The sequence below is a fragment of the Paenibacillus dendritiformis genome (assembly GCF_945605565.1).
Taxonomy (GTDB): Bacteria; Bacillota; Bacilli; order Paenibacillales; family Paenibacillaceae; genus Paenibacillus_B; species Paenibacillus_B dendritiformis_A.
Genome location: NZ_OX216966.1, coordinates 1,466,687 through 1,479,444 on the forward strand (window position 1 = coordinate 1,466,687; position 12,758 = coordinate 1,479,444).

The window sequence follows — 12,758 nt, forward strand, 5'->3', positions numbered from 1 at the left end:
TGAATAGTAACGAAAAGAGGGGGACGTTCGGATGAAAAAGGAAGCACCGGGATTGTGGAAGGAAACCAAAGGCTGGATAGGGCGGCTGTCGACGGCCGTATGCGCCTTGCTAATGATCGCTGCGCTATGGACGGCTTGGGGAACGAAGGAAGCGTCGGAGCCCGTCGCCTACGCCGCTTCGCCTGCTTCTCATCAGGCGGTACCGATGGCATATAACGCGGAGGCGGCAGCCGCGCGTGCCGATTATAGCGAGGCCGTGTCCATGCCGGAGAGCGGAGAGAAGGAAGAAGCGGTCGCCGCTCTATCCGCTAGAGGCAATGGCTCCGTAACCGGCAAGGCCTCCATGCAATTGGCTGCGGTGAAGAAGCCGGATACCGGGAAGCCCTCACCGGGCGTGGAAGAGAAGAAGCGGGACAAGGTCGTCTACTTGACGTTCGATGACGGCCCGAGCGTACATACGAAGGATGTGCTTGATATTTTGGCCAAGGAGCAGGTGAAGGCCACCTTCTTCGTGTTGGGTCAACATGCGAAGCGCGACCAGGAGATGGTCAAGACCATTGCGGAAGCGGGACATGCCATCGGCAATCATAGCTATAATCATGAATATAAGGAGCTGTACGGCAGCTTCCGTGAATTTTGGCGCCAGATTCGCGATACCGGCAAGGTGCTGGAGGATATTTTGGGCTATGAGCCCCGGCTCGTGCGGGCGCCAGGCGGAACGGCAATGAATTTCGATAAGCAGTATTTCGAGTTGATGCAGCAAGCGGGGTACTTGGTCTATGACTGGCATGTCGACAGCGGCGATTCCAAGCGCCGGGGCGTGCCTGCGAAGGAGATTGCGTCGTCGGTAAAGCAAGGAGCGCTGCTGGAGGAGACGGTCGTGCTGATGCACGATGGATCCGGACATGGGGAGACGGTGAAGGCGCTGCCGGAGATCATTCGCTTTTATAAGGACAAAGGCTATACGTTCGGCGTGTTATCGCCGGAGGTGGAGCCGGTTCAATTCCATGTAGGTTCCACGAAGCGCTGGGCTCGGTCCCCGGTCAGCAGCGCTTGGATTGAAGGGAACGTCGAGCCGGTCAACGTATCCGGGCCTATGAAGCCCGAACCGAAGATGGTGATGGATGTGCATACCGATCAGGGCAGCCTACATTTGGAGCCGGATCAGTTCCTGAGCCATGAGGATACGACGTATGTGCCGCTGCGGATGCTGGTGCAGCAGTTGGGCGGAACGGTGCGCTGGAACGCGGAGGCGAACCGGGTGGAAGTCGATTGGAACGGGAAGGGCGCAGGCTTCGATCTGACCGTCGAGCAGATTGTATTTGCCGATGAGGACGAAGAGGCCTTGCCGTTGAAGGCGCTAACCGAGCGGTCGCTCACCTGGGTGCCGCTCCGGGACGTGCTGAATGCGTTCGGCATCAATCTGACCGCATACGAACTAACTCCTTTGCAGGAGGATGTATGACTCTTTTCTATCATCTTGGAAAAGCAGCCTCTCGCAGGTTTACAATCTAGCAGCTTGGGCGATACTGATTCATAGAACGGCCCGGGACGGTTCATCGAACGTGCATGCACGCGAGGGACTCGTTCCGGGTTTTTTGTGTCTTGTTATCGTCTTGTGGAAATAAGGGTGCTGATAGGTTAAGAGGAGGGAATCTACGAATGGAATGGAGTGGACATCAGGACCGCACTGCGGAGCAGGATGTGTGGCTGGCGTCGTTCGCGGAGCGGGGCTGGCCGGCGTTCCTGGACCGGATGGGGCAAGTCGTCGCCGGGAAAAGGGAAGTCATTCGCCTGGCCGGCTTGGCGATGCTGTCGGGCGGGCATATTTTGATGGAGGATGTGCCGGGCGTCGGCAAGACGCTGCTGGCCCGGGCGCTGGCGCGAACGGCAGGCGGAAGCTTCCGGCGCATTCAGATGACGCCGGACATGATGCCGGCCGATATTACGGGCAGCATGGTATGGGAGCCGGCCTCGGGCGGTCTGCGGTACAGCGAGGGGGCGTTATTCGGCAACGTCGTGCTGGCCGACGAACTGAACCGCGCGCCGGCACGGACCCAATCGGCGCTGCTGGAAGCGATGGAGGAAGGGACGGTGACGGTGGACGGAACGACGCGCGCCTTGCCGCAGCCCTTTTTCGTGATTGCGACGCAGAATCCGTTGGCCTTCGAAGGCACGTATCGGATTCCGGAGGCGGAGATGGACCGCTTCGCGATGCGGCTGTCGCTTGGCTATCCGGCGGCGGAGCAGGAAGCGGACATGCTCCTCCATCAGCAGGAAGAATCGCCGCTTGCGCGCGTGAAGCCGCTCTGGACGCCGGAGGAATGGCAGTTGTTGGTCCGCCGGATCCGCCAGGTGCATCTCGATGCGGCGCTATGCAAGTACATGGCGGACATCGCGCATGCGACCCGGGCGCACGCGGCGGTGAAGCTGGGCATCAGTCCGCGAGCGACGCTGTCGCTCATGCGGGTGGCCCAGGCTCACGCCTGGACCGAGGGGCGCACCTATGCGCTTCCGGAAGACGTGAAGTCGGTGGCGCATCCGGTGCTGGCGCACCGCCTTCATTTGCAGCGCGAGGCGCTGCTTGCCGGCACGACGGAAGCGGACGTCGTCGCCGAGGTGCTGCGCACAACGCCGGTTCCGGTCTTCCCGGCGGCCCAGACCGGCGGCGGCAGAGCCGCGGCGAATTCTTCCCGCCGGGAAGAGAGGCGGATCCCGGCCGCCGGTGCCGCGCCGATGGTGCAGGTGCCTCTAGCCGGTGATGGAACCGCCCAGCCGGCCGCCGGGCGGTTCCGGTTCGGCGGGTGGTTCCGGTGAAGCGCCCCGCCATCCCGGTCGGCCGCTTCCTGCTCACCGCCGCCGGCTGCGCCGTGCTGGCCGCGGCGGGCTGGGCGCGGAACAGTCCGGCTGAGCTTTTCCTGGCGGCCGTGCTGGGCGCCATGCTGCTGAACGGCGTGCGGCTGCATGTCATCGGCCGGAAGCTCGCAGGCATCCGGCTTGTTCATGAGCTGCAGCAGGCGGAGCGCGTCGTGCCGGGAGCTGCCGCCGGCAGCCTCGCCTTCCGCGTGGCGATAAGCGGCGCGAAGCGCTGGCCCGTGCGCTGGCTGACGGTGGAGGAGGCGTGGACGCGCACGGGCGGAGACGGCGGCGTCTGGCTATGCCGCCGCTTGCTGTTCCTGCGCCGGGGCGCGGAGACGCGCTACACCGTCTCCTTCGAGGGCGCGCCGCGCGGCGTATACCGCCTGACGCGGACCGAACTCGCCTATGGCGACCTGTTCGGCTGGTTTGGCGGCCGGGTGCGGCTGGACGTCCCGGGGGCGGCGGAAGCACCGCAGCCGGTGCTGGTCATTCCGCCGCCCCCGGTCCACGCCGCCGCGCTGCCGGACGCTGCGCCGGGAGCCGCGCACGAGGCTGCCCCGCCGCCGCTGGCCGGCGCCGCCGATGCGGCAGATGGAGGCGTGCCTGCCCCGTCTGCCGGAGGAGTGAGCGGCGTTGAGCTGCAGGCGTACCGGCCAGGCACGCCCTTGCGCGCCATCGATTGGCGCACGTACGCCAAGCGGCGCGTGCTGGCGGTCCGCGTGCCGGAAGCGGACGGCTGCGCCCCGGCCGACATCGCCATGGATGACGTTCCATGGCGGTCGGAGGCACAGCCCGGACAGCACGCGCCTATGGAGGCGGTGCTGTCCGCCGCTGCCGCGGCCGTCCGTGCCGCCGCAGAGGCCGGGCGGCCCGTTCGCCTGCTGCGGCTGAGCGACGGGGCCGTCGCCGCCGGAGTCCGGCAGGCGCTGGCCGCCCTGGCGGCGGAACGGCCCGGCCCGGCGGCGCCGATCGGCTGGGATGCGCCGCAGCCGCCGGACACCGGGTCGAGCGGCGTTGCATACTGGCAGGCCGCCGAGACGCCGATCCGCGCGGTGACGCTGATCAGCTACCGGGAGGATCCGGCCGTGCTCGACCGGCTGCAAGACGCGGCGGGAGAGGCGCGGATCGACGGCTGGCTGACCGCCGCGCGCTGGCCGCAATCAAGCGCCACGTCAGCGCCGGCTTCATCGGGGGCCTTCCTCTGGACGGAACATCCCGCCCCCGGCTCCAGTATAGGAAGGAGGGAGAGCGATGCGCTTCCGTTATATCGGCCGATCCGCCAAGCGTGACGGCCAAGCGACACTGCGGCGGCTGAACGGCGGCCGCAGCAGCGAGCCTGCCGGAAGGCGGACCACGGCCGAATGGGCGAAGCAGGCCGCCTTCACCGGGCTGCTGTTCGCCTTGTTCACCGAATGGTTCAATCCGTTGAAGCGGCTCGGTCCGCATATCGATATGCATGATGTCCGTCCGTTCTTGTGGGCAATCGCCATCTTTCTCGCCGTGGGGCTGCTCGTCCGGAGCCGAACCCTGTCGATCATGCTGCGCAGCGTTACGGCGATCGCGGTCACCGCGTGGATGTTCGGAGCCGCCTCCCTGCATGATGTGGCAGCGAGCGACGGCGGCCTCCTGCGCGAGATCCGCGAGTCGGTTACGGCAGGTGTCTCATTGCTCGGTGCCGCGCTGGCCGCCGATGCGGAACGGTGGATGGAGGGCGAGTGGCTTCAGACGAGCGGAGAAGTCCGCACCTTGCTGCTGCTCGCCGGTTGGGCGATGCTGACAGCCTCCATTCAAGCGCAAATGCTGACCCGGCGGACGGTGCTGTTTTTCAGCGTGGCTACGATCTGCTATCTATTCGGATTTCAATGGGGGTACGGCCTCGATGTGACGGATGCCGTCATTCGCGCGGCGGGCTGGGGGCTGCTGCTGTCCGCCTGCCTACATCTTGACCGGCGGCTGGCCGAGGATACCGAGCCGTCGAAGATACCCGGCATCCGGCCTGTGCGATGGCTGGGACAAGCGGCGATGGTGACGCTCCTTATCGTAGGCATCGGCTTCGGCCTATCCCGGATGCCCGACTGGACGCCGCCAGAGAGCCTGCCCTCGCTGCGCGAGTGGACACAATCGCTGGCCGTCTCGGCGAACGAATGGGGCGCGGCCCGTTCGACGGCAGAGAACGCGGCCGTGCGGGCGGCGAAGATAGGGACGACCGGATACAGCGCGGACGATACGGAGCTGGGCGGCGCGCTTCGCGACGATGCCCGCATCCTGTTCACGGCGGAATCGGCGGAGCCGACATATTGGCGGGGAGAGAGCAAATCGCGCTATACCGGCCGGGGCTGGGCGTCAGCGGGAACCGAACAAGAGGAAACGGTGGACGGTTCCGGGCGGCTGCAGACTCCCGATTCTCCGGTGTTGGGATGGTCCGAACCGTTGACGCAGACGGTTCGCTGGCAAGCCTATGCGCCGCATCTGCCGCTTATCCTCGGCGGCCGGCCGGAGCGGCTGACGACATGGATGCCGGACGGGGAGAGGGCGGTTCCGGCCCAAGCAGGGACGACGCTGCGCTACGACCCGCCAGGCGAACGGTATGCTCCCGGCGCGAGTGCGCAAGCCGGATCCCGGCTCGCCTATCAATACGAGACCCGCGTGCTGCGGGCGGATCCGGCGATGCTGCGGGCTGCGCAGAAGTTGTCGCCCGAAGAGAGGGCGCGATGGAGTGAGGAGCTTCAGCTCCCGGTCTCGCTCCCGCAGCGGGTGCAGGAGCTCGGCGATCGGCTGGCCGAAGGGTCGGCGGGGCCGTACGAGACCGTGCGGCGCGTGCAGGCCTTCCTGCTCCAGGAATACACCTACACCAAGAGCGATACCGAAGTGCCGCCGGCTGGCCGGGATTTCGTGGACTATTTCTTGTTCGAGGCGAGACAGGGCTATTGCAATCACTTCTCGACCGCGATGGCGGTTCTGCTGCGCACCCAGGGCATTCCGGCGCGCTGGGTGAAGGGCTTCGCGCCCGGCGAGCTGACCGGCCCCGGACAGTATACGGTCCGGGCCTCCGATGCGCATGCCTGGGTGGAGGTGTATTTCCCGACGGTCGGCTGGGTGCCGTTCGAGGCGACCCCGCCGGCGGGAATGGCCGCGGCGGCAGAGGTTCCGGCGGACGCGGTGATAGCGGCCGTACCGGGCCAGGCGGCACTTGCGGCCGATGGTGCGGCTGCACCGGATGGAGACGCCGATGCGGCATTCACTCCGTCAGCGCAGGTGCGCGAGCTGCTGGAGCGATCGCTGCAGTCCCCGGCTCCGGCGTCGGGCTGGGAACGGATGCGGCGCTGGGGGGAGACGGCGCTTCATGCCGGGAAGCAGGGGCTGAACGCTATCGGGCAGCATCTCGCTGCGGAATGGGAGGCCCTGACCCGAATCGGAACGTATCGCAGCGGTGAACAGGCGGCTGCCGGGCTGCCGGGTCTGCTTCGATATGTGGCCGTCCGCCTGCCCGTTCTGGCAATCGGTGCGTTGTGGCTGGCCCTGCTGGCGGCGTGGCTCATGCGGAAGCATTGGCAGCGCCTTGCTCCGGAGCGCAAGCTGCGGCGGCTCCTCCGGCTGCAGCAGCGCAGCTTCCAGAGCGAACGGCTGCAGGAGATGGGCCGGATCGCCTGGCAGCTGCTCGAGCGGAAATACGGGCTGCGCCCGAGCGGCATGACCTGGAGCGAGTATATTTCCGAGAAGCGCGACGATCCCGAGCTGATGCCGGCGGCTGCTGATCCGGTGCTGCAGCAGTTCATCCGCGACTGCAATGCGCTGCTGTTCGCCGGCCGGTATGCGGAGAGAGCCGTGCGGCAGCGGTTCCTGGAAGGCTGCGCATTCGTGCTGCGCCAGTGTACATGAATCAGGGATGCAGGGTTGAAATAGAGAGCGGCAGGCGGAGGGGGCGGCGAGCAGGAGTCGGCCGCCCTGTTCGCCTTGGGGCGTCTTTGCTGATATCTCGCAGCCTGGCCCCTGCGTTCCCCCCAGCGAGAGCAAGGGGTTGTATGACCAGGTCCCTTTTCAACCACCGAGACGGGCAGTATAATTTACCATATGATCCTAAGGCAGTGAACTCGAATTGAGATAGACATGGGGAGGCGGAGCATGGCTACATTAAAAGATATTGCTGAGCGGGTCGGCGTCTCCATCTCCACCGTATCACGGGTGGTGAACGGGGATGACAGCCGCCGGATTAGCGACGAGACGAAGCAGAAAATATGGCAGGCTGCCAAGCAGCTGAATTACCGCGCCAAGCCTGCCCAGAAACCAGCCGCCGGGGCGAAGCGGTCACCGAAGCATTCCGCGCCATTGACGATCGGCTGCATTTTATCCTTGCCTGACAATAAATACAATCATCCTTATTTCTCCCCCATCATCCAGGGCATCGAAGCGAAGCTGATGGAGGAAGGGATCTCGCTGGCGTTCCTTCATACCCAGGCGGAGCTGAAGAGCGGCGCGGTGCGGGAAGCGCTGCTGCATGATCGGGCGTTGAACGGCGTCATCTGCATCGAAGGGATGGAGCCCGAAATGTACCGCTGGCTCAAGGAGCGGGTGCCGGTCATCATCGGCATCGACGTGGCGGATCCGGACATTCCGATCATTTCCTATGACCGGTTGGATGCGGCCCGCATCGCCGTGCGCCATCTGCTGGAGCTTGGGCATACCGATATCGGCTTCATCGGGGGCGCGGGCCTGCTCGGGCGCATGGAGCGGGAGAAGCGGTACCGAGGCTACAAAATGGCGTTGAACGAAGCGAGTTGCTCCTTCCGTTCCGACTGGGTCATCGATGCCCAATGGGATGCCGACCAGAGCTATCAAGGCATGAAGCGCCTGCTGGAGCGGCATGAGCGGCCGACGGCGATGTTCTGCGCCAGCGACATGATGGCGATTGCAGCCATGCGCGCGGCCACGGAGCTGGGGCTGTCGATTCCCCGCGATATCGCCTTCATCGGCATCGACGACATCGAGTTTTCGAAATACAGCTCGCCGCCACTGTCCTCGGTACACATCCCGAAATACGAGATGGGCTACACGGCCGCCAAAACATTGCTGGACAGCCTGCATCAGCCTTATCCTTACCCGTTCCGGATGCTGCTGCCGTTCCATCTGCAAATCCGGGAGTCGAGCCGGCCACCGGAACGAAAAGCGCCTGCGGACGGTTAGACGGGAACGATGTCCTCATCCCCCGTCCAATCGCGCTTCCAATCCTAGAACCTTCAATGAAGGCATGCCTTTATTCAGGCTGTTGGAAAACCCCTGTTTTTTACGAAGGGGTGGAGATGTCCATTTACCTAATCAAAACTTGGCACTCAAAGCGTTTTAAGTCGATTTTTTCTACTGAGAGACGAGATCCACCATATAAAAAATGAAGTGGAGAAAATTCCCACAGACTTCTCAACGGCCTGATTTTACGGGATCCAAGAGACCACGTCGGATCCTGGGGGCATCATCGCCTCCAGGAGGTATCATCGCCTCGTTGCCTTCGGGAGGCATCGTTGCCTCTCGGGGCTTGAACGTGTCGAGGGAATTGCTGCTATTTTACAGGAATTTCGGCTCAATGAGTCCACATCCCGAGGAATTGCTGCAAATCTACATCATTTATGGCCCTTTTGCTTCAAGTCGAAGCGACACGGGTGAAATTCCTGCAGTTTTGCAGGATTCCCTTTCTGGTAAAGTCGTCCATATCGAATTGCTGTATTTGCGCAGGATTCCGCTTACCGAATAGAAGTGTCTGGAGAAATCGTGTAGTTTTGCGGATTTCGCCTACCGGATAGACGTGTCTAGGGAAATGGTGCAGTTTTCAGGTCGTTGGAAAACCCCAGTTTTTTACGAAGGGGTGGAGATTGTCCATTTTCCTACTCAAAACTTGGCACGCATAGCGTTTTAAATCGATTTTTTCTACTGAGAGACGAGATCAACCACATAAAAAATGAAGTGCCAAAAAATCCCTTGGACTTTTTCTCAACAGCCTGCTTTATTGGAGGTTTTTTGATGCGTACGATAATGCGGGATCCTTTCTTCTGACAGGAAGCCTGATAGGCAGCGTGTCCAAGACCGCGCCTTCCTTGGTGAGCGCAGCGGATCGGATAATTATCACCTCTCCCGCCTCCTTAACCTCACTCTCCCCTTCGTTCAGGAGCAGCACTGGCAGGCAAAGCGAAACGTACTTTCGGAACAGCCGATATGTCCAGGTTGCTGCTTCCCCCCTCTTTTCAGCCATATTGACGTCAACAGAGCACATTTTGGATTTATTTTTCCTGATAGAAAGGGATATTGAACCAAAGGACGGAGCCCCTGAGTGGATGGGATAATGGAGATAAGGCGAGTTGCCTGACCCGAAGGGATAATGAAGAGATAAAGGCGAGTTGCCTGATCCGAAGGGATAATGAAGATAAAGGCGATTTACCTGACCGGACGGGATAATGGAGAAGTAGGAGAGTTTTATGAGCAGACGAGTGAATGAAGGCGAAGGAGAGTTTGCTGAACGAACGGAAGAGGGGGAGCTAGGGAGCGCATGAGCCACGCGAGAGTATGTAGACAGCAGGAACTTCCCTGACCCAATGGGATATTGCATGAAAGGAAGGAAGAAGGCAGAGGCGTGTAGAATGCCGTTACCAATCAGGTGACAATAAAGATGCCGGGTGATGGCATGGCTGAGCTGTCTGGCAAGCCGAAGGAAGGCAGACCTGTTTATCGCAGAGAGCGGATGCCTCGAGATCGAGCCCGTCCACAGGTATCTGGCTTGACGCGGGACCGCAGGCAACGCCACTGAGGCGCTCCACTAACTGGAGCGCCTTCTCTATTGTTCGAAGAACGGACAGTATGTTATCTGTTCGCGGACGGGTAGTGCAGCAGGGTCATGTAGCGTATGGTGCGGTCGGTGCGGTTCGTGTATGTATGAACCTGGTCGGCGGTGAAGCGCATCGTCGTCTTCGGCTCCAGCACGTATTCGTCGCCGCCCAGCGAGACGTGAAGCACGCCATCAATCACCATGATGAACTCCTCGACACCGTCGTAGTGGGCTTCCGACACATGGGAGCAGCCCGGGTCCACCTCTACGCTGTACACCTCGAACCCCTTGTCCTGTTCAAAAGGAAAAATAGGAAACGTGCGGTATGCCCCTTCTTCCTCCACCAGCGGGGTAATATCCTCTATCTTAACGATCGACACGCTCGGCGTCGATTCTTCCATCAGGGTCGCGAAGGAGATGCGCAGACCATTCACAATTTTCCATAATACTGAAATGGTCGGATTCGATTCCCCTCGCTCGATTTGCCCGAGCATGCCTTTGCTGACGCCGGACATGTCCGAGACCTGGTCCAGGCTCAGTCCCCGCGATTTGCGGATCTCTTGAAGGTTTTTCCCGATTTTTTTGTGGATCGGTTCTTGCATGGCGGTTCTCCTCTCCCACTCTGTACCGGATATCTCAAAACAATACAAAAGACCATGTACAATATAATGCACATTTGTGTAGTATATTGTACAACAGCATGAAGTACTTGGTATCCGTTTTCTTTCTATTGTATGTAAAAAATATGGGAGGAGCAATCCGTAAATGACAGCGACGATGATCGGTTTGGTCAAGGCAGAACGCAAGCCTGGAGCCGTCTTGAAGGAAGTACCGGTTCCGGCGTACGGCCCGGATGAAGTGTTGGTTCGCGTCAAGGCGTCCTCCATCTGCGGAACGGACGTTCATATTTATAAATGGGATGATTGGGCGGCCCGTACGGTCGTCACTCCGAATGTGTTCGGGCACGAATTTGCCGGCATCGTGGAGGCTGTCGGCGACCGGGTGACGAACGTGAAGGTCGGCGATCATGTATCGGGGGAAGGCCATGTCGTCTGCGGCGTATGCAAATCGTGCCGCACCGGCAACGCCCATGTCTGCCCGCATACCCGGAGCTTCGGGATTACGCTGCCCGGCTGCTTCGGCGAATACGCCGTCCTGCGGGCCAGCAATGTCATCCAGAACGACCCTAAGCTTCCGTTTGAAATCGCTTGCTTGCAGGATCCGCTCGGCAATGCCGTGCAGACGGTGCTGGCCGGAGACATTGTCGGCAAGAGCGTCGCGGTCGTCGGCGTCGGCCCGATCGGGCTGATGGCGATTGCGGTCGCGAAGGCTTGCGGCAGCGGAACGATTATTGCGGTGGATATCAATCCGTACCGGCTGGAGATGGCGAAGACGATGGGGGCGGATGTCATCGTCAACAGCAAGGAAGTGAATTCGGTGCAGGCGATCCGGGAGGCGACGAACGGGGAAGGCGCGGAAGTGGTGCTGGAGATGTCCGGCCATCCCGATGCGATTCGCGACGCGTTGAAGGCGGCGGCCCAAGCCGGCCGCGTCTCGCTTCTGGGCATTCCGAGCAAGGAGGTAGCCTTCGATCTCGCGGAGGATGTCATTTTCAAAGGGCTGCAACTGGTAGGCATTACCGGACGCCGCATGTATGATACGTGGTATCAGCTCAAAGGTCTGCTCGAACGGGGCCGAATCGATCTGACGCCGATCATTACGCACCGGCTTACGCTCGACCGGTATGAGGAAGCGTTCGACTTGATGTCTTCGGGCAATTGCGGCAAAATTGTATTTATTCACCAGTAATAATAATTCAAGAGACGGAGGTGCGGCAGCATGGCCGGATTTGATGTGATTGAGCAGCAATTGAAGGAATTGAAGGAGTCGGGCCGCTATCGTCCGCTTACCGTATGGGAAGGCGGATCGGATTCCTGGATGACACTGCAGGGAGGCAAGCGCGTCCTGCAAATGTCGTCGAACAACTATTTGGGGTTGACGCAGCATCCCGCATTGAAGCAGGCGGCCGCGGACGCGATTGCGAAGTACGGCGTCGGCGCCGGTTCCGTACGGACGATTACGGGCACGCTCGATATCCATGACGAGCTGGAGCGCCGGCTGGCCGAATTCAAGGGTACGGAGGCGACGCTGGTATTCCAGTCGGGCTTCACGACGAACCAGGGGGTGCTGGCCTCGATTCTTGGTCCGGACGATGTCGTCATCAGCGATGAATTGAACCATGCCAGCATCATCGACGGGATTCGCCTGACGAAGACGAACAAGCGCATCTATGCGCACAAGGACATGGATCAGCTCGAAGCGGCGCTCAAGGAGAGCGGCGGCTTCCGGCAGCGGGTCGTCGTCACCGACGGGGTCTTCAGCATGGACGGCGATATCGCTCCGCTGCCGCATATCGTTGAGCTGGCGGAACGGTATGACGCGATCGTCTATGTCGATGACGCGCATGCCAGCGGCGTGCTCGGGAAGCATGGCAAAGGCTCCACCGATCACTTCGGCCTGCATGGCCGGGTGCATATTCAGGTCGGCACGCTGTCGAAGGCGATCGGCGCCGTTGGCGGCTATGTGGCCAGCTCGCATTCATTGAAGGACTACTTGACCAATGTGGCGCGTTCGTTCCTGTTCAGCACGTCGCTGCCGCCGTCGGTAGCGGCGACCTGCCTCGCTGCGATCCAGGTGCTCAAGACGGAGCCGGAATTGACCGAGCGGCTGTGGCGCAACGCGAATTCGTTCCGCAGCATGCTGCTGGCGGAAGGCTTCAACACCGGCGTGAGCGAGACGCCGATCATTCCGATTATCGTGGGCGATCCGGCCCGCACGAATCAATTCTCCCGCCGCCTGATGGAGGAGGGGATCTGCGCGCAGGGCATCGTCTATCCGACGGTCGCCATGGACAAAGGCCGCGTCCGCCTCATTGTAACGGCGCAGCATACCGATCAGGACCTCGCATTTGCCCGGGAAGTGCTGACGAAGGTCGGCAAAGAGTTCGGACTGATTTAATTTTCTTTTTTCTTTGCAAGTTGAGATGCTCCATGTTGGCCACTCGCTTTCTCTTTTGAAAGCAGAGTGGCTT

9 protein-coding genes are annotated in these 12,758 nt (G+C 61.4%); 8 read left to right on the top strand and 1 reads right to left on the bottom strand.

Translation table 11 applies throughout. The features are described 5' to 3' along the window. The first annotated feature begins 31 nt into the window (after positions 1 to 31). From NNL35_RS06445 to NNL35_RS06470, 6 genes are all read left to right on the top strand, one after another. Complete coding sequence (locus NNL35_RS06445; protein WP_006675049.1) at positions 32 to 1,465, top strand: polysaccharide deacetylase family protein; 1,434 nt, start codon at positions 32 to 34, stop codon at positions 1,463 to 1,465. 197 nt (positions 1,466 to 1,662) lie between these two features. Next, complete coding sequence (locus tag NNL35_RS06450; protein ID WP_006675048.1) at positions 1,663 to 2,817, top strand: AAA family ATPase; 1,155 nt, start codon at positions 1,663 to 1,665, stop codon at positions 2,815 to 2,817. After that, the gene (locus tag NNL35_RS06455) at positions 2,805 to 4,148 is read left to right on the top strand and encodes a DUF58 domain-containing protein (protein ID WP_254553033.1); all 1,344 of its coding nucleotides are present in this window, start codon (positions 2,805 to 2,807) and stop codon (positions 4,146 to 4,148) included. Before NNL35_RS06450 ends, NNL35_RS06455 begins: the two co-directional genes overlap by 13 nt. Continuing rightward, the gene (locus NNL35_RS06460) at positions 4,111 to 6,738 is read left to right on the top strand and encodes a transglutaminase-like domain-containing protein (protein WP_006675046.1); all 2,628 of its coding nucleotides are present in this window, start codon (positions 4,111 to 4,113) and stop codon (positions 6,736 to 6,738) included. The genes NNL35_RS06455 and NNL35_RS06460 overlap by 38 nt, the downstream gene beginning before the upstream one ends. Positions 6,739 to 6,981: 243 nt before the next feature. Further along, on the top strand, positions 6,982 to 8,040 hold the full coding sequence (locus NNL35_RS06465; protein WP_006675045.1) for a LacI family DNA-binding transcriptional regulator: 1,059 nt from the start codon (positions 6,982 to 6,984) through the stop codon (positions 8,038 to 8,040). A gap of 394 nt (positions 8,041 to 8,434) precedes the next feature. Further along, positions 8,435 to 8,602 (top strand): hypothetical protein, encoded by a 168-nt coding sequence (locus NNL35_RS06470; protein ID WP_254553035.1) that lies wholly within the window; start codon positions 8,435 to 8,437, stop codon positions 8,600 to 8,602. A gap of 1,100 nt (positions 8,603 to 9,702) precedes the next feature. Here the strand turns inward: NNL35_RS06470 and NNL35_RS06475 are convergent. Further along, positions 9,703 to 10,269, bottom strand: a complete 567-nt coding sequence (locus NNL35_RS06475) for a helix-turn-helix domain-containing protein (protein ID WP_006677826.1) — start codon at positions 10,267 to 10,269, stop codon at positions 9,703 to 9,705. Positions 10,270 to 10,432: 163 nt separating this feature from the next. Here NNL35_RS06475 and tdh point away from each other — a divergent pair, with 163 nt between their 5' ends. Further along, positions 10,433 to 11,476 carry an L-threonine 3-dehydrogenase gene (gene tdh, locus NNL35_RS06480; protein WP_006677825.1) on the top strand — a complete coding sequence of 348 codons (1,044 nt, stop codon included), beginning with the start codon at positions 10,433 to 10,435 and terminating at the stop codon, positions 11,474 to 11,476. A 30-nt stretch (positions 11,477 to 11,506) separates the two neighbouring features. Further along, on the top strand, positions 11,507 to 12,685 hold the full coding sequence (locus NNL35_RS06485) for a glycine C-acetyltransferase (protein WP_006677824.1): 1,179 nt from the start codon (positions 11,507 to 11,509) through the stop codon (positions 12,683 to 12,685). Positions 12,686 to 12,758: the final 73 nt, after the last annotated feature.